Here is a 17,366-nt window from a genome sequence, read left to right as displayed (position 1 = left end):
CGGAACACTGCTGAGGATCTCGTCACACCGGCTACCCCGCAAGCCCTTTCAGTGTGTGCGGCTCGATGACCGAGTTCGACAGCCTGCTCATTTGGAGTGTCTTGATTAGTTTTTTCCGTTCGAAAAAGCCCCGGTACAGCCCGTAGGTGTTGGCCAGGACTTCCGGCTTGGACTGCAGGATGGAACTCAGTGCGTCGAAAATCTCCTCCCGGGCCCAGCTTGCAATGACGACAACATCGACATCGGCATGACGAAGGGAGGCCGGGTCCCGCACGACATGGCCGTCGACCTCGCTCCCCCATTTGCCGCTGTCTCCGTCGACAAATCCCCAAAAATCGAAACCGGCATCCTTTGAAGCCGGCAATCCGGCGTAATTGTCTGCATAGTTTCCGCCCGTCCCCCATATGGCGACGGTCTTGCCTGCGAGTCGCGCCGGATCAACGGACTCTTCACTCCCGGCACATCTGTGCAGCTCGTACTGCCATTCCAGACTGTCCGTGGTCACGGGCACGTCCTCTTCCTTGGTGGCGGAAAAGATATACACATACCGCGTCAGGTCGGGAAGGTACGTGGAGTGGTGCAGGTCGCCGCACGCCTTGTAAACGGAGTTCGTGTGCCCCCTGTCGGCCGCATGCAGCTGGAAATTGCCGAACCCGTTGGTTTCATAAAACCGCAACAACAGTTGCGGGTTGAAGGAATTGAATGTCGGGGAGAGGGGGTTCATGGTAAACGTGTGTATCAGAATCCCGCCGACCTGCAGCAGGTTGGCCGCGTTGCACAGGGCCGTACACCTGTCCATCACATGGTAGCCGGTCGTGCCGTCGAACACGAAGCGGGCCTTGCCCTTGAGTTCTTCCGGGATCGGTTTCCCCAGGTCGTGAATATACGCGAACGGAGAGTGCGGCAGCACATCCAGGTTGACGATTTCCCCCGCTCCCATCATCTTCAGGAATATGTTGCCCTCAAGCGGAGCGCTCAACGGCCTTCCCTGCGAGAGCAACTCCATTTCCTCTTCGGATACGGGCGCGGGCAGCAGGCCTTTTTCAAAAAAAGCCACGGCCAACTCAGAATACGAAGCCTGAATCGTCTGCGTCCCAAAGGTCACCGTCATGCCGCCGGATATGTCTCTGCCTTTGCATATATCCAGAACGGTCCGCACTTCATGTATTCGGAGGCCCATCACCAACTCCTGGTTAAAAAGTCATCCCGACCGGGCTTCTCAAAAACAGCCGGGCCCGACGCTCTCCTCTCCCCACACGAGAGAGAAGGCGCCTCACCCGGCCATCCTCAAAAACGGCTATTTCCAACGCGACATGGCATCAAGGGCGTCTTCCAGGAAATCCCCGAAATCGACATTGCCCGTTTCCAGGATGTCAAAGCACAGATCGGATATCCTGTCGCACAAGACGGCCTTGTCCTTGTTCTTGGGGGGGTATTTGTACAGGCTCGTCCTGTGCCGCACCAACTGCTCGAAGGATTTGTAGTAGGTTTTGATCGTTTCGAACGCTTCCAGGTCGGCATACGCGGGGGGGATGGGCAGGCCTTCCGGAACTCCGTGCCCCCGGGCAACCGAGAAGCCGAGCTTGATATAGTCCCAGTAACCGACATTATCCAGTCTCCCGGTATTCTCCCACAGCTTGTCGCCGAGCGGGGTGCCGACAAACGGCATGAACGGCCGCAACAGCACCCGCAGATTCCTGTACCTTCTGTACTGGGGAATGACCGAACGGATGTCCCTGACGATGTCTTCGGATGTGGACGGCTGGCCGAGAATCGAATTCAGGCCGACCATGATGTTGCCTTCGAACATCATGCCTATGGCGTCGCCGTCCCTGAGCGCTTTCTCAAAATGATCGATTTCGAAGTGCTTGCCCACACGCTTCTGGACCGGGGTCTGCAGATTCTCCAGGCCGATGAACACGCACTCCGCGCCAAGGCCCTTGAACATGTCGAGCAATTCCGGGGTAATGTCCTTGACCATGAGGCTGTACTGGTTTTCGACCTTCATCCCGGCCCTGTTGAGACTGTCAATGGTTCTCTTGTCGCAGACGTAGCTCGAAAGGTAGACCTTGTCCGTGCCGATGGCGTCCTTCAGGAAAAGCAGCTCCTCCTGAATGCGCTCGTCACTTTTTTCAATCAAGCCGCCAAAGTGCTTGAGAAAATGCGTCGCGTGGCAAAACGCGCAACCATTTTTGCACATGTATGTGGACCGGTAGTTGAAATAGATTTCCCCGGTCGCGGTGGTCATGACGCAGCTCTTGATGTTTTTTATCCTCGAAAAAGCGTCCTTCAGCTTGAGGTGATCGGGCAGTCCACCGTCCTTTGCCGCGACCAGCAGCTTCGGGGTGGATTGCTTCCCCCCGTCCAGCCACTCGGAGGACGCCGACCAGGGCCATCCGGCGATGACGTAGTCGATCCGGGTGTCCCCCAGAAGAAGATCCCTGGCCAGGGTGGGATGAATGCCGCCCATGGCTATCGTCACCTTGGCCATGCTGTTCGCCGTATCGATCAGCTCCTGCAGCATGCTCTGCATTTCAACCGGGTAGAACTTTTCATAAACCCACAGGAACAGGACAGCTTCATCGTCGCCGACGCTGCCGAGTTCGTCCAGTATGAGCGCAAGATCACCCGCTTCGAAAAGGCGATAAATGGAGACCTGGTCCATATCGACCTGATCCTTGACGGAGCTGATCGTATAGAGGGAGTCGGCAGGGAAGAATTTACGCCTGCCGGCATCAACGACAATTACCTTTTTACTCATGAGACCATACCTCCTATCACCATTCAGCTTTGTAGTTATTCATGCTCGCAGCACGCTTCGGCAACCGGCTCGACCACCGAGTTCTTTCTTTCCAGGTAGTCATAGTAGGGCTTTCTCAGCTTCCAGAGCCAGAACCAGGTGTACATCTTTGCCGACAGCGACAACACGTCGAAAACATACTTGAAGTCGTTCCACTCGGCTTCCTTCAGGAAGAAGCGGGTGACGTGGGAGATGGTGCCCAGGAAGGAATACCTCAGCTTTCTGACCCGGGGCTCCCTGGTGATGAAATCCTGCATGGCCAGATGGAACCCGGCCAATTTCTTCAAGTCGTAGGAATCGAAGTATTCAAGATAGTGGGGAATGTGCTTTTTCGCTTCATGGATGTGGTGATGATCGCATGAGTAGGTCTCATCAAACCAGGAGAAATCCTTGGCCAGCTGCCCTCTTTCTATGGCGATCTCTTCCAGCTTGGTACCCGGAACGATAAAGAACGGAGCGAGAGTGGTCTTGAACCCGAGCCTGTTCAGCTTGGCAATGTAGGTGATGGTCTTGAAAAGGTCTTTCCCCCTTTCATCCGGCATCGACATCATGGTGAAGAAATCACCGCGAACGCCCAGTTCATTGAGCTTCTTCGCAAAGTTGACGATCATATCCAGGTCGGTCCGCCGACGAAGCTTCTTCATGACCCTTTCGGAGCCGGTCTCCATGGCGAAGTCGTAGCTGATGCACCCGGCCTTTGCCATGAGCTCGAGCAAATCGAGCGGAATGTCCGGTCGGCCTTCGCAATACCATTCGATGTCGAGTTTCTCTTCAATGATCCTTTCGCAGAACTCCTGCAGGTAGCTCGAGCTGGATGCAAATGAGGGGTCACCGAAGAACATGTGCCTTGTATTGTATTTTTTCTTAATCTCTTTGACTTTGTTGATCAGATAATCCACCGAGTGGTGGCGGAACGGCTTTCTGCTGTTCAGGCAGTAAATACACCCGTTGATGCACCCCCGCCCGGCCATGATGATGTAGGCGTTCCCCTTGTCCGGGTCGTCTTCCCACCCTTTCAGCGGATGCAGGTACTTATAGTGGGGCTTGGAGATCAAGTCCTCCTGGATGTCGAACAGGTCCAGGTTCTTTTCATACTTGCGGCTGGCGTTCTTCCGGATTTCACCGTCCTCCCAATACAGCAGCCCATTGATGTCGTGCAGGGCGGGAGTGCCCGTCTGCAGATGCTGGACCAGCTCGGCCGAGGTGTGTTCTCCTTCGCCGACGCAGACATAATCCACCTCGGGGACATTGTGTAAGGTCTCTATCGGCTTGTTCCCGAAGAAGGGCCCGCCGACGATGATCTTGGAATTCGGGGAAGCCTTCCTGGTCTCCTTGACCACATGGATTGCATGCAGCCGCCCGGTGGTCAGGGCGGTTATGCCGATCAGATCATAATGTTCATTTTTGATCCTCTCGAAGTAGACGGACTCATCCTCCATGGTCAGGTCGATGTAGTCCACATCGCACAGGTCATTCTTTTTCAAGAAATTGACTATGTAAACAATGCTGTACGGATAAAGCGCCTTTTCCGGATTCACCTTGGCGTCCGCCCATTGCTTAGGATTGACAAACAATACATTGAGTCGCTTCATCTTGATTCCCCTTTGTTGGAGTTCAATTGCACCGTGTAAATATCATTTCCCTGAAGGCCGTAGAGCAGCGCCGAATCGGAACGACCCCCATCGACCATCAGGGGAATCAGCCCGATATCGTCGATGCCGTTCCTCTGAAGAAAATCACTGTGCCCGACCAGGGAAAGACCCAGGTCGTACAAGACGATTTCCCCGGAAATCAATGGCACCAGATAACGGTCCTTCCAAGGTAATATGGTGAGGAATTTTGCCGGGACCGGGACCGAATTGACGATCTGCATCCGGCCTGCATCGGAGTTGCCGTCAATGACCACAATACGATTGTGGGCAATGAGCAGATAACTCGAATCCGTTGCCATGCAGTCTCCATTGCGGATGACGATATTCTTTCCCAGCAAGACTACGGAATAATCATGGCTCGGTCGGTCTATCAAAAAATGGATAATGCCTTTATCGCCGGTCCCCGAACACACGAGCCTCCCCTGCTTGTCGCAGGAGGCGTTGCAAATCGTGGAAAGGGTCGCCAGGGCCGGTTCGCCCGCAAGGTCAATCGTCGACACGCGCCTGAAGGTTGAATCCAGGACGTCGATGATCCGCTTGTTGAAGAGCGGCAAATAATAATGCTCGCCGTCGTGTGCTATCCGAGGGATGATGTCATCGGCCTGGTAGACGGTTTCCCAATTCCTGCCGTCGGCGCAAACCAACAGCTTGTTGCTGTTGACGTTTGAGATGCAGCACACCTCGCCGTGAATACCCGCGCAGGCCCTGTGTATTTTTTCGCCCCGGGGAAGAACAATCCGATCCTGAATGGCGAACGGCAATGCAGTGGCTTGCCCCGCCTCGTTCACAAACTTGGACAAAAAATCCCCCAGCACGCTCTGGACTCCCACACTGCAGCAGGAGGACGCGATGGTGCTCAACACGGAAGAGCTCTTGTTGATATCGATTCTTTCCATTTTATGCATTGGCGCCCCTCAACCCGCGGCCCACATTCGCTTGGTGACGGTTGCAGCCGACGTTTTCCCGGCGGGCGACTCCGCGTCGAGGTCCATGCCCCGCACCCGGCCCATCCTGAGGAGGTCGTGGTAGCGCGGGAGATTGTGCGCTTCCCCTGCGGCAAAAATCGCCTGGACCTCTTTGCAGTCGGGGAAATCCCACCGCCCGGTGATATGCTTCCCGCTTGAGCCGTTGTAGACTATTCCGTTGCGGATCACCCACAGGGAGCTTTCGCTTTGGAAACGCATGGCGATGTCATACCCCCCCTGCGAAATCTCCGACAGGATCAGGAACGGAAACCCCTCCCCGGCGCAGAAGCGCCCCATGGGAACGTCCGTGAGGCGCTGCATGGGGATGACGGTCTCAAGCCCTTCGTCGTTCATTATTCCGATGACTCGGGAGTCGTCCCCGACGGGCTCGTCGCTGACGAACCGGATGCCCTGACCGGATTCGGCGAGGTGCAGCCGCGGGGAATGTATTGAGAACGCCGTGGTCCCCAGCACCCTGTGACCGCCGGCGGATTTCGCGAAAGAGGCTTCATGAAAGATGAGGCGCGACATGCCGTTGCCGTCGGTGACGCACGCTATGCGGTCGGACGATTCCCGGAACTCTTCCAGGGACAGCTCAACCAACTGCGGCCCGACAATGGAACGGGCGTCCCAAACGGTTCCCCGCCCCGGTGTCCCTTCAAGGGGGAGCTTGCAGGCGCGACCGGCCACGCCGCCCGCATCCACCAACCCGTGGGGGTCCCTGTAGTCCCTGTCCAGGATATGCATGAAACCGGCGCCACGGTGGACAAAATACCTGCTCAACTGGCAGGGATGATCCCTGACTTCCCGGATGGGCACCACCACGTCGTCGGAGTGTTCCTGCAACAGGGACAAGGCCTTCAGGACATGCAGGGTGTCCGCCCCCTGCGAGAACAGATCCACCAGGACCACGGGGCCACGAATCTCCCCGACCGCATCAAGAAGAGCCATTGAACCCGGAGGCAATCCGCCGTCTTCCCGCTTTCCTGCCGACGTCAACACGGCATTGTGTCCGAGGCCGATCAGTGCGTCATATGTCTCTTGCTCATCCACGCCGATTACGGCGGTGCCGTTCCACCAGGAACCGCTCTTGTCGAGAAACTCCCCGGCCGCAGCTGAGATGCGCTCCGCCGACAGGCCGGGATGGTCCCCGTGAGCGCCGAGCAGCGGCATAAGGCAGGTCGCCGTTTGTACGGTATCACGCAGCATAATCGTATTTGCCTTCCTTGAGCACGAGCTCGGCATGAGCAAAGTCGTCAAAAGTATCTATATCGACAAGATGCGCTTCTTCGACCACGGGATACATGTAGCTGGGCCCCAGCCCCCGGCTCAACGACTTGCCGAAGACCAGGCCGTAATTCCTGTAATAGACCGTTGCCTCATCGTCGTCCTTGGACAACACGGAACGCAGAACGCCGTTCTGGGAGGTCAGGAAGCGGCCGGGATAAACCTCGATGGGGCGGACGGTCACGAAGGAGCGGAACCCATCGTCCACCAACGCCTTGGCTGCGCTGTCGAGCATGTCCGGGGTGCGGAAGGGATGGCTCGGCAAAAGACACAGCCACGCCTTGTAGAATTCACCCGCCTGTTCCAGAAAATCTATCGCGTGGGGAACAACGTCGCCCACGGGCACGGAGTCCCCGGACAGCTTTCGGGGCCGGATAAACGGAACCTCTGCACCGTAATCCTGTGCCACCGCCGCGATATCCTCGTCATCCGTGGAAACAATAACCTTGTCGATACGGGAACTTGCGAGGGCCTGTTCAACAGTCCAGGCGATCAACGGTTTCCCGGACAGCACCTTGATGTTTTTGCAAAAAACACCCTTGGACCCTCCGCGGGCAGGGATTATGGCAACAACACCTTTGATCATGTTCACGACACCTTGTTCATTCAGCTATTGAATGTTTTTCGTTTTGGCCATGGCGGAGGACATCTGTTCCTCCACGTATTTACTCAATCGACATGGCTTGCAATTGACTTTAGGCATATGAACAGCCTTTGTTTCATTCACCTTATGAACGTTTTCCCCATGGCGCCCGATTTCAAAACTCACTATTTTTTTGACGCCCAGCCATTGCTTTTCACAATTCATGCCAAGAAAAAACGGCCACATGGCTCATCCACATTTCCAAAGCCAGGATCGCGAACAGCCGGTGGCTCTCCTCAAGGGAAAACTCGTGGCCGCGCGCCAGGGGATCGAGAAACCGTTCCCGAACCACCTCCGGGCGGTATAATCCCCGTTCCGCCCGGGCCGCATCCGACAGGACGTCCAGGACATACTCCCGCGTCTCCCCCCGGAAGGTGTTGGCCACAGGCACATTGAAGCCTCGCTTCCTGCGGTCCAGGATGGACCTCGGCAGGACCGTCGCCAACGCCTTGCGCAAAACCGCCTTGCCCTGACCATCCACGAGCTTGACCGCCGAAGGCAGGGAAAAAGCCTTTTCCACCAGATGATGGTCGAGCAGCGGAACGCGCCCCTCCACGCCGTGGGCCATGGTCATGCGGTCCGACTTGGCCAGCATCTCGCTGACCAGCGTCGAGCACGAATCCGTGTACAGCCTCCGCTTCAGGGGGTCGCCCAGGGCGGGGCGGCGGTAGAGCATTGCCAGATGGGCAAGGCCGCCGTCGCCGAGCGCCTCCTTGGCCCCGGGAAGAAGAATTTCCCCAAGCGTCATGTCGCCGTTGTGCCACATGGACCGGGCATACGCCTCGGCCCGGTTCGACTCGGGCACCGGCGCACCGTGCCGCCAAAGGTAGCCTCCGAAAAGCTCGTCGCCGCCGTCGCCAGTGAGCAGCACCTTGACACCGCAGCGCGATGCCTCCTCGGCCACCCGGAACAGTCCCAGGCCGGAGCTGATGGCGAACGGCTCGTCCGCGAACCGAACGAATCGCTCGAGCAGGCCGGGCGTGACGTCTGAAAATTGTATCTCATGGTGAATCGTTCCCAGGACCTCGGCATACTCGGCGGCCATGGCCCCCTCGTCGTGCTCGGAGCCCGGAACGGCCACGGAAAAGGTGTGCAGCGGCTCGCCCGCATTGCGCGCGGCCAGCGCGGCCAGGCCCGACGAGTCGATCCCGCCGCTCAGGGCGATGCCCACGGGCACATCCGAGACGAGGTGGGAGGCAACGGCGTCCTCGATCCCCTCCAGCAGTCCGGCTGCCGCAGTCTCCATGTCCGTATCAACGGTCTCAACATCAGCCAGGGTCCACCACTGCTCCTCACGCACCTTGCCGTCCCGGACCGTGAGCATGTGGCCGGGGGCCAGCCTGCGCACGTCCTTGATGACGGATAGCGGGTCCGGAATGGAGTAAAGGCGGAAATAGCGGCCCAGGGCGTCGAGATCGATGTCCCGAGATACCCAGGGCAGGGCGAGCATGCCCTTGAGTTCCGAGGCAAAGGACACGGTTTCATCCGCAAGGGAATAGTACAGGGGCTTGATGCCCATGCGGTCCCTGACCAGCACCAGCTCCCTGCGGCGCGGGTCCCAGACGGCCAGTGCAAACATGCCCCGCAGCCTGCCCGCAAACGTCTTCCCGTACTGCTCGTACATGGCCAGCACGACCTCGGTGTCGGAAGTCGTCCTGAACACATGGCCCAGCCCTTCCAGCTCGCGCTTGAGTTCGAGATAATTGTAGCACTCGCCGTTGTAGACGATGACGCTGCCGGACGCGCCGCGCATGGGCTGGTTGGCCGCATCGCTCAGGTCGAGGATCTTGAGCCGTCCATGGCCCAGCCCCACCGGACCGTCCGTGAAGGTGTCCGAGGCATCGGGCCCGCGATGGCGCATGGCCTCGTTCATGGTCCGGACAAGGGAAACCCCGGCCTGACGCCCGGCGTCGAGATGGCAGAATCCGGCAATGCCGCACATGGCTACCACCCCGCCTTGGCATGAAGGGATCGGAAATACTCGCCGAAGGTCCGGCAGACCGGCTGGCCGGTGCGCGCCGTGGCCTCTCCCGTGACGAGCGCGCCCAGCACCCGCACGGATTGACGCACCTTCGCGCCGAGGGAGGCCGTCTCTCCCTGCGCCGCCTGACCGAGCCGCTGGTCGAGGACCTGATCCCCGCCGCCGAGACTCAGGCGGGTCATGGTTTCCCGTGCGCCCCGGACAAGGGACCGGCGCAACTCGGCATCGCGACAGACGGCCCCGATCCCCCGGGCCACGGCGGACGACTCCGCAGGTGTGAGCCAGACGTCCCGGCCATGGGAAAAATAGTGCCCGTAGTTGGGCAGGTCGGCCATGACCAGCGGGGCGCCGCAGGCCGTGCTCTCGAAAAACGTCTGTGGCAACCCGTCCGAGGACGGGACCGACACCACCACGTCCGCCGCGCGGAAGGCCCCGGCCATGCCGCGGTCGTCCTGGGGCGGCAAAAAGATCACGCTGTCGCCGAGACCCGCGTCCAGGCAGTCCCGCTCCACCTCCGCCCGGTAGGCGGCGTCCGCCTTGTAGGTGGACAGCACGAGCCGCGCGCCCTCCCCGGCCATGCCGGAAGCGGCGAACGCCCGGACCACCAGTCGAGTGTTGTAGAGCGGCTCCATGGCCCTGGGGCTGAAGACCACCGGGGAGTCGTCGGGAATGGCGTGCTCACGCCGGAATTCCTCGCCGGAACCGATGGAAAAGACGTCGGTGTCGATGCCCCAGGCATGGGTCTCCACCTGTCCGGCCACCGGGAGCGCCCTGACCCGCTGCGCCAGGTAGTCGGACTTGCACAGGACCAGGGCCGCGTTTTCCAGCAGCCCTTTCGTGGCCGCCCGGTTCCACGCATTGGCCGTCCCCTGCTCGTCGAACAGGACGTCGCCACCCATGACGCTGACGGCCACGGGCGCGCCGAAAAGCGGGGCCGTCCAGCCCCACAGCCCTTTGGCGTAATGGACGAAAACCAGGTCCGGCGACAGGCCACGCACCGTCTTCAGGCAATGGATGATCCGGGACAGCCCGATGAGCCGCCAGCACCTGCCTGCAGGCACCCCGCGCGGGATGATCGCCCGCGCCCCCGAAACCACGCTTTTCGATCCGGTCAGCTCCACCACGTCGTGCCCCAGGCCGACGAACCGCGCCGTCCGCTCCCGATACTGCGGACTGTCGGCATGGCCCACGGAAAGGATGGTCAGCGGGCGTCGGGTCATGGCAGCAAACCGTCCTCGCCCGCCAGCTCGAACGCCATGTTCTCGTAGTTGCGGACCTTGTGCTCCCAGGTCCAGCCGTTCTCGATGCTCGCCCTGGCGGCCCGGCTCATGGCGGACCAGTCCGCCCGGCGGAGCCTCTCAATGGCCTTTGCAATGGAGTCCACGCTCCGGTCCACGAAGAACCCGTTCACCCCGTCCTCGATGATTTCCGGCATGTTGCCCACGGCGGTGGTGATCACCGGCAGACCGCAGGCCAGGGCCTCCAGGGCAGGATTGGGCGTGGCCTCGTTGGCGGAAGCGCAGATGTAGGCATGGGCCTGACGATAGACCCGATCGCGAATATCCGACTGGGAAATTATGCCCGTCTCGTCGCCCTTGGTGGCGTCACAGGCGACGTGGCGCAGGACAGCGCCCGTCTTGCGGCAGGCCTCTTCGATGAGATCAAAACCCTTCAACCCCTCGGAATTGGGGTTCCCCACCCAGCAGCAGGTCAACTCGGCAGGGGGCTGGCCGACGGGATGAAACAGATCGGCGTCCACGCCGTTCTGGCAGAGAAAAACGCGGCCCGCAGGCTTGAGGGCTTCATAGCCCATGAGGGAATTGGCGAATAAGGCCCGGCACTTTCCGGTGCGCAGCGCTTCCGCCGTCTTGTCGAGATACTCCGGCAGGTTGCTCGACGAGCCGAGCAGAATCTTTTCCGGGGGCACGGCGGCAAGCCCGGACAGCATGTAGTGGCCGAAGGGGAGCACATAGTCGAAATCCCGATGGTCCAATGGTTGCCCGAACCGGACCACATCCACCGCAACGGGGGGATGCGCCAGCCGCTTGACGGCCTGGGCCTTGTGCCACCAGGCCCAGCCCTCGACGTCGTAGGGAATGAGCAATTTCACCGTGCGCATGGCGACCGCCTAGGATTCCGGCTTCCGGGCCATGGCCTCGACCCCGTTGCCCGCGTACTCCACCCGCAGGGCCTCCAGGCCGTTGCCCTCAAGGGCCGCCCGGATCTCGTCGGTGGTGCGCCGGTGCTGGTAGTAGTCCGTGACCACGTCGTGGGTGTCGAGCACGGCCCACTGGTGCAGCAGCTCCGGCGACAGCTCGGGAAAGGCGTACTGGTAATCGAGCACCGGCGAAAGGTGCAGCAGCCGTTTGCGCACGGGCGTGAACCAGGCCGCCCTGCGCACCCGGTACAGGAACCTGTGCATGGGCCACAGCGCGTTCACCAGCCGCTCCACGAAACGCATGGAGGATTCCGAGGGCCGCTGCAGCATGTGTTTCCTGAGGGTCCGGCTGCTCCACTTCACCCCGCCCTCGCGGTAGGTGTAGTGGTCGATGATCAACAACCCTCCGGGCGCGACCTGCCGGGCCAGGGCCTTCAAGGTCTCCTCCGGGTCCGGGGTGTGCTGGACCACGCCGATGCACAGGACCACGTCGAAGCCGCCCGGGGCGAAGGGCAGCCTCCGGATGTCCGCCTGGCAGACCCGATAGTCGCCGCGCGCGCCGCAGTTCGTGAGATTCGCCTCCACCGCCTCGGACAGGTCGACGGCCGTGACCGACGCGCCCGCCTCCAGCAGCAACTCGGTGAACCGCCCTGCCCCGCAACCGGCTTCCAGCACCCGCTTGCCCGCAAAGGTCTTTTTCAGGTCGCCCCCGGCCAGCCGGGTCAAACGGTCGCGGGAGATGGTCGTCCCGGTGTGGGAGTCGAGCTGCGTGGTCCGGAAGCGGTTCCACTGCAACCCGAAGGAGCGGGCGTAGTTGGAGGAATCCACGAAGCGCGGGATATCCGCGACCACGGGAAAGGAGCACCCCTCGGGACAGGCGTACCCGTCGCCCGATGCCGTCAGGGGGATGCCGTGTTCCGGGCAGTGAAAGGCGGTACTCGTCATGATTGCATCCACGTCGTTGCTACTTGGCCGCCATGAATTCGCGCGCCTTCCTGACCAGCCCGCGGGACTCGTCGAGCAGCTTGCCCCAGTTGGACTCGCTGTGCACGTTTTCCTCGCGCCCGTCGTGTGTACGCACCGAATACAGGGTCCTGGCGATGTGTTTGAAGCGCACGCCGTTCATGGCGAAGCGCAGGAACAGTTCATGATCGTTGCCCAGGTAGTCGTTGTTGTACCAGCCCAGCTTCTCGTGCAGGGAGCGGCGGTAGATCTTGGATACGCCGCACAGGTACCAGTCGCCGAAACTCTCCTTGAAGGAATACTCCGGCAGCTTGAACTCGCGCAGGATGCGGCCCGCATCGTCGAACACGAACATGTCGGAATAGGCGAAGTCCGCCTCGTCGTTGTCCAGGGGCTCCACCAGGGTGGAGACCATCTGCGGGTGGCAGACGTCGTCGGACGCGATATAGGTGCAGTAGTCCCCCGTGGCCGCCTGGAACCCCCGGTTGTAGGTCCGGGTGGACCCCATGTTCTCCTCGTTGTGCAGGATGCGCAGGGTACGGCCTTCCTTGGCATAACGGGGATGGCGGGTGCGCTCGATCTCGCCGGTATCCTCGTTGAAATTCGAGGCAAAGGAGACCACGTCCTCGTTCACGGCCCGCTCGAAATCCTCAAGGACCTCGCGGGTGTGATCCGTGGAACAATCGTTGACCACGACGATCTCCAGGTTGGGATAATCCTGGAACCAGATGGAATCCAGGCAGGGGCCGAGGTAGTCGGCCTGATTATAGGTCGGAACGACCATGGAAACGAGCTTGGCAGTCTGTGTCATGTGATCAACCCTTGTATTTTTCGTTCCACCGGGCAGCGTCCGCCCGATTCCGCCTACGCCGCCAGCCCGGCCAGCGCCGCGACAACCCTGTCCTGCTCCGCCTCGGTCATGCCGTGATAGAGCGGCAGGGCCAGGGCGTGCTCGAAGGCGTACCGGCTGCCGTCCATGGAGCCGTGAATGCGGACCGCGCCGTTGTCCCCGTAGGCCGGGTGCATGTGCAGGGAATAGGTCCCGATCTGGGCCTCGATCCCCTGCTCGCGCATGGCCGCCATGACCGCGTCCCGGTTCTCCACGAACACGGAAAACGTCTGCCAGGAGTGCTCGCCGCCCTCGGTGATCTTCGGCAAGCTGACGCCGGGCACGTCCGCCAGCAGCGCCAGATAGCGGTCCGCCTGGGAACGCCGTTCGGCCAGCAGTTCATGGATGAGCGCGATCTGCTCCAGCCCCACGGCGGCCAGCAGGTTGCTCATCTTGTAATTGGTCCCGATGCGGGAGAACTGCGTCCCGGCGCGGCTCTGGCCGGTCTCCATGCCGAAATGCTTGTAGGAGTGCATGAAGGCGTGGAGCTCGCCGTCCCTGGTGGTGACCGTGCCGCCCTCGCCCGTGGTGATGAATTTGCGCGGGTGGTGGCTGAAGACCGCGATGTCCGCGTGCGACCCGGTCATCATCCCCTTGTACGAGGAGCCCAGGGCGCAGGCCGCATCCTCCAGCATGAACAGGGAATGCCGCTCCTTGATCGCGTTCAGGCGGTCCCAGTCGAGGGGGTTGCCGAACAGGGATACCGGGATGACGCCCCGCGTGCGGTCGGTTATGGCCGCCTCAAGGGCGTCGCAGTCGATGAGCATTGTCTGCGGGTCCACGTCCACGATGACCGGGACGGCCCCCACGATGGAGACCACGGACGCGGTGGCCGGATAGGTGTAGTCCGGGACGATGACCTCGTCGCCGGGACCGACGCCCAGGGCCCGCAGCCCCAGCTCCAGACCCGTCGTGCAGGAGGTCACGGCCAGGCAATGGTCGACCCCGCACCAGTGGGCCACCCGTTCTTCGAATTCGCGGGTGACCGGACCTTCCGTCAGGTAGCCGGAGTCCAGGACCGCGAGGACGCGCTCCCGCACCTTGTCGGTGATGAACGGCTTGATGAGTGGTATGTCGTACACGCTATTTCGCCTTCTGACGCCGACGGTCCACTTCTTCAATGTGGTTCCTGCGCCACTCGATGAGATTCATGAGCCCCTCGCGGAGGTCCTTGTCCGCCTTGAAGCCGATCTCCTGCTCCGCCTTTTCCGGGCAGCCCACGCGGTTCTTGACGAAGGTCAGGCCGCCGGGCTTGTACTCGATCTCGAGGTCGGAACCGGTCAACTCGAGCAGCAGCTCGGCCAGTTGCTTGATGGAGGTCTTGACGCCCGTCCCCACGTTGTAGCACTGGTCCGTGGCGTCGGAACGCATGGCGCAGATGTTGGCCCGCGCGCAGTCGCCCACGTAGACGAAGTCGTAGGCCTGGGTGCCGTCGCCGTAGACCACTGGCGGCAATCCCTGGTCGAGCCTGTCCAGAATCTTCATGATCACGGCGATGTACGTGCCCTGGTAATCCTGGCGCGGACCGTACACGTTCATATACCGGAGGCCTGCGTAGTCGAAGGCCTGGTCCGTGTCCTTGTACCGGTGATACAGGGAGCGGCACATGTGCTCGCCCGCGATTTTGGTGGCCCCGTAGAAATTGGTGTTGTTGTAGGGGTGGTCCTCCTTCATGGGCTCCGACACGGCGTCGCCGTACACCGAGGCCGAAGAGGAATAGACCAGCTTCTTCACGCCGTTGTTGAGCATGGCCTCCAGCACGTTGAAGGTGCCCCCGATGTTGACCTCAAAGGCGGAACGCGGAAAGTCGTAGCAGTGAAGCAGCCACATGGCGGCCAGGTGGAACACGCCGTCCACGCCCTGCATGGCGTCGTTCAGGATATCCCGATGCATGAGCTCGCCGCCCTTGTCGTACACGGTCAGGTTCGGCCGCCCCATGGAGGAGGCAAGATTTTCCACGCTTCCACGGGTAAGGTTGTCAAATATCCGGACCTCTTCGGCTCCCGCTTCGCACAACTGGTCCGCAAGATGCGAACCGATGAACCCTGCACCGCCGATAACAAGAAAGCGTTTTCCCTTTATATCCATTATCTTACATCCTCTTTGCTGTGGTGTTTCCCGTATCATTCACTCAGCGACGAAACATTCGTATTTCCGACGAGTTCCAGAAACTATGCAGAATCCGTACCCAAAAGAATTTGCCTCCGGCGAACCCTTTATTCCCGTCATATCGCTGGGAAAAGAGGTGGCCGGACGCCTTCTCGGGCCTTCAACCGGTTGAAATACAAATCATTCAGTTCATAAACAGTTGTCGACTTAAAGTCTAATTTTCTTTACCCTTGGCGCACATATCCGGGCCCGCCGTCGTCCTGCTCCGGACGCATTGGCATTGGAACTGCATCTACAGCCTGGACGCCGGAACCGACCCGGCAACGAATAGTCATCGCAAACACGGAGTGACCATGAGCAGCCCATCTGTCGCCCTGATCGGCACCGGATATTGGGGAAAGAACCTTCTGAGGAATTTCCATGAAATCGGAGCATTGCGCGTTGCCTGCGACACCTCGCCCGACAACCTCGAGGCCGTGACCGCCGCCTACCCCGACATCGAGAAGTGCACGTCGGTGGACGAGGTCTTTGAACGTCGGGACATTGACGCCGTGGTCATCGCCACGCCCGCCGTCACCCATTTCGAGCTGGTCACCAGGGGACTCCTGGCGGGCAAACACGTGTTCGTGGAAAAACCCCTGGCGCTCGACCTGGACGAGGCTCGCGAGCTGGTGGAGCTGGCCGAAGAACGCGGCCTGGTGCTCATGGTCGGCCACCTCATGCAATACCACCCCGCCTTCATGAAACTGATGGAGCTGTGCGAGGACGGCACGCTGGGAAAAATCAACTACATCTGCTCCAACAGGCTCAATCTGGGCAAATTTCGCCGCGAGGAGAACATCCTCTGGTCCTTTGCCCCCCACGACATCTCCATGATCCTGCGGCTGACCGGCGAGCCGCCGGAATCGGTTTCCGCCACCGGCGGCTACTTTCTGCACGACAAGATCGCCGACGTGACCACCACCCACATGGAATTCCCGTCCGGGGTCAAGGCGCACATTTTCGTTTCCTGGCTGCACCCCTTCAAGGAACAGAAACTTGTTGTGGTGGCCGAGAAGTGCATGGCCGTACTGGACGACACCCTGCCCTGGGACACGAAACTCGTCCTGTACCCGCACGAAATCGTCTGGAAGGAACAGATGCCCGTCCCTGAAAGAAGCCAGGGCAAGCCCGTGGAACTCACCGAGGCCGAGCCCCTCAAAGAGGAATGCCGCCATTTCATCGACTGCATTTCCACCGGCACAACGCCCCGGACCGACGGACGCGAGGGGCTGCAGGTGCTGCACGTGCTGCAGGACGCCCAGATGTCCATGGACAACGGCAGCAACTTTGTCGGCGCGGCTTCCGGCCCCAGCGCCTTCGTGCACCCCTCGGCCGTGGTGGACCAGGGAGCCGAGATCGGGACCGGCACCAAAGTCTGGCACTTCTCCCACATCCTGTCCGGCTCCCGGATCGGCACCGGCTGCAACATCGGCCAGGGCACGATGATCGGCCCGGACGTGACCATAGGCAACGGCTGCAAGGTCCAGAACAACGTTTCCATCTACAAGGGCGTGACCCTTGAGGACAACGTCTTCTGCGGCCCGTCCATGGTCTTCACCAACGTCTTCAACCCCCGTGCCCATATTCGGCGCATGGACGAGGCCCGGCCCACCCTGGTCAAGAAGGGGGCGACCCTCGGTGCAAACTGCACCATCATCTGCGGCAACACCATCGGCAGATACGCCTTTGTCGGAGCCGGTGCCGTGGTCACAAGGGATGTACCGGACCACGCCCTGGTCACGGGCAATCCGGCACGCATCACCGGCTGGATGTGCGCCTGCGGTGAAAAGCTTGACCGCGACCGGCAGTGCCCGGCCTGCAAGAAGGACTACGCCGGAACCGTCAGGGTCCAGGCCCCGGCATAGCCGCCGCCAGCC

At 60.8% G+C, this 17,366-nt stretch carries 14 protein-coding genes; 1 reads left to right on the top strand and 13 read right to left on the bottom strand.

The genetic code is table 11. The features are described from left to right. Positions 1–31: 31 nt before the first annotated feature. The 13 genes from OO730_RS11455 to OO730_RS11395 all read right to left on the bottom strand — a co-directional run bounded on the left by OO730_RS11455 (position 32) and on the right by OO730_RS11395 (position 15,426). The gene (locus tag OO730_RS11455; RefSeq protein WP_264981597.1) at positions 32–1,057 is read right to left on the bottom strand and encodes a hypothetical protein; all 1,026 of its coding nucleotides are present in this window, start codon (positions 1,055–1,057) and stop codon (positions 32–34) included. A gap of 240 nt (positions 1,058–1,297) precedes the next feature. Then, positions 1,298–2,761 carry a hypothetical protein gene (locus OO730_RS11450; RefSeq protein ID WP_264981596.1) on the bottom strand — a complete coding sequence of 488 codons (1,464 nt, stop codon included), beginning with the start codon at positions 2,759–2,761 and terminating at the stop codon, positions 1,298–1,300. A 35-nt stretch (positions 2,762–2,796) separates the two neighbouring features. Next, positions 2,797–4,392 (bottom strand): B12-binding domain-containing radical SAM protein, encoded by a 1,596-nt coding sequence (locus tag OO730_RS11445; protein WP_264981595.1) that lies wholly within the window; start codon positions 4,390–4,392, stop codon positions 2,797–2,799. Continuing rightward, positions 4,389–5,357 carry a hypothetical protein gene (locus tag OO730_RS11440; protein ID WP_264981594.1) on the bottom strand — a complete coding sequence of 323 codons (969 nt, stop codon included), beginning with the start codon at positions 5,355–5,357 and terminating at the stop codon, positions 4,389–4,391. The genes OO730_RS11445 and OO730_RS11440 overlap by 4 nt, the downstream gene beginning before the upstream one ends. A 9-nt stretch (positions 5,358–5,366) precedes the next feature. Then, the gene (locus tag OO730_RS11435; RefSeq protein WP_264981593.1) at positions 5,367–6,626 is read right to left on the bottom strand and encodes a hypothetical protein; all 1,260 of its coding nucleotides are present in this window, start codon (positions 6,624–6,626) and stop codon (positions 5,367–5,369) included. Then, positions 6,616–7,290 carry an acylneuraminate cytidylyltransferase family protein gene (locus tag OO730_RS11430; RefSeq protein ID WP_264981592.1) on the bottom strand — a complete coding sequence of 225 codons (675 nt, stop codon included), beginning with the start codon at positions 7,288–7,290 and terminating at the stop codon, positions 6,616–6,618. The genes OO730_RS11435 and OO730_RS11430 overlap by 11 nt, the downstream gene beginning before the upstream one ends. A gap of 211 nt (positions 7,291–7,501) precedes the next feature. After that, entirely contained in the window at positions 7,502–9,289 is a 1,788-nt protein-coding gene (asnB, locus tag OO730_RS11425; RefSeq protein WP_264981591.1) for an asparagine synthase (glutamine-hydrolyzing), read from the bottom strand. Between the two features lie 2 nt (positions 9,290–9,291). Beyond that, on the bottom strand, positions 9,292–10,548 hold the full coding sequence (locus OO730_RS11420; protein WP_264981590.1) for a glycosyltransferase family 4 protein: 1,257 nt from the start codon (positions 10,546–10,548) through the stop codon (positions 9,292–9,294). Next, entirely contained in the window at positions 10,545–11,447 is a 903-nt protein-coding gene (locus tag OO730_RS11415) for a glycosyltransferase (RefSeq protein WP_264981589.1), read from the bottom strand. Before OO730_RS11415 ends, OO730_RS11420 begins: the two co-directional genes overlap by 4 nt. A gap of 9 nt (positions 11,448–11,456) precedes the next feature. Next, positions 11,457–12,431, bottom strand: a complete 975-nt coding sequence (locus OO730_RS11410; protein ID WP_264981588.1) for a methyltransferase domain-containing protein — start codon at positions 12,429–12,431, stop codon at positions 11,457–11,459. A 19-nt stretch (positions 12,432–12,450) separates the two neighbouring features. Beyond that, positions 12,451–13,260: a glycosyltransferase family 2 protein gene (locus OO730_RS11405; RefSeq protein WP_264981587.1), complete on the bottom strand. Its 810-nt coding sequence runs from the start codon at positions 13,258–13,260 to the stop codon at positions 12,451–12,453. A gap of 53 nt (positions 13,261–13,313) precedes the next feature. After that, the gene (locus OO730_RS11400; RefSeq protein ID WP_264981586.1) at positions 13,314–14,420 is read right to left on the bottom strand and encodes a DegT/DnrJ/EryC1/StrS family aminotransferase; all 1,107 of its coding nucleotides are present in this window, start codon (positions 14,418–14,420) and stop codon (positions 13,314–13,316) included. Between the two features lies 1 nt (position 14,421). Then, positions 14,422–15,426, bottom strand: coding sequence for an NAD-dependent epimerase/dehydratase family protein (locus OO730_RS11395; RefSeq protein ID WP_264981585.1), 1,005 nt, complete (start codon positions 15,424–15,426; stop codon positions 14,422–14,424). A 374-nt stretch (positions 15,427–15,800) separates the two neighbouring features. On the opposite strand from OO730_RS11395, the gene OO730_RS16265 reads away from it, so the two are divergent. After that, positions 15,801–17,354: a Gfo/Idh/MocA family oxidoreductase gene (locus tag OO730_RS16265; RefSeq protein ID WP_323373356.1), complete on the top strand. Its 1,554-nt coding sequence runs from the start codon at positions 15,801–15,803 to the stop codon at positions 17,352–17,354. Positions 17,355–17,366: the final 12 nt, after the last annotated feature.

This window comes from Pseudodesulfovibrio portus (genome assembly GCF_026000375.1).
GTDB classification, from domain to species: Bacteria; Desulfobacterota; Desulfovibrionia; order Desulfovibrionales; family Desulfovibrionaceae; genus Pseudodesulfovibrio; species Pseudodesulfovibrio portus.
The sequence above is the reverse complement of the archived record's forward strand: the minus strand, read 5'-3'. Positions and strand labels throughout refer to the sequence as shown.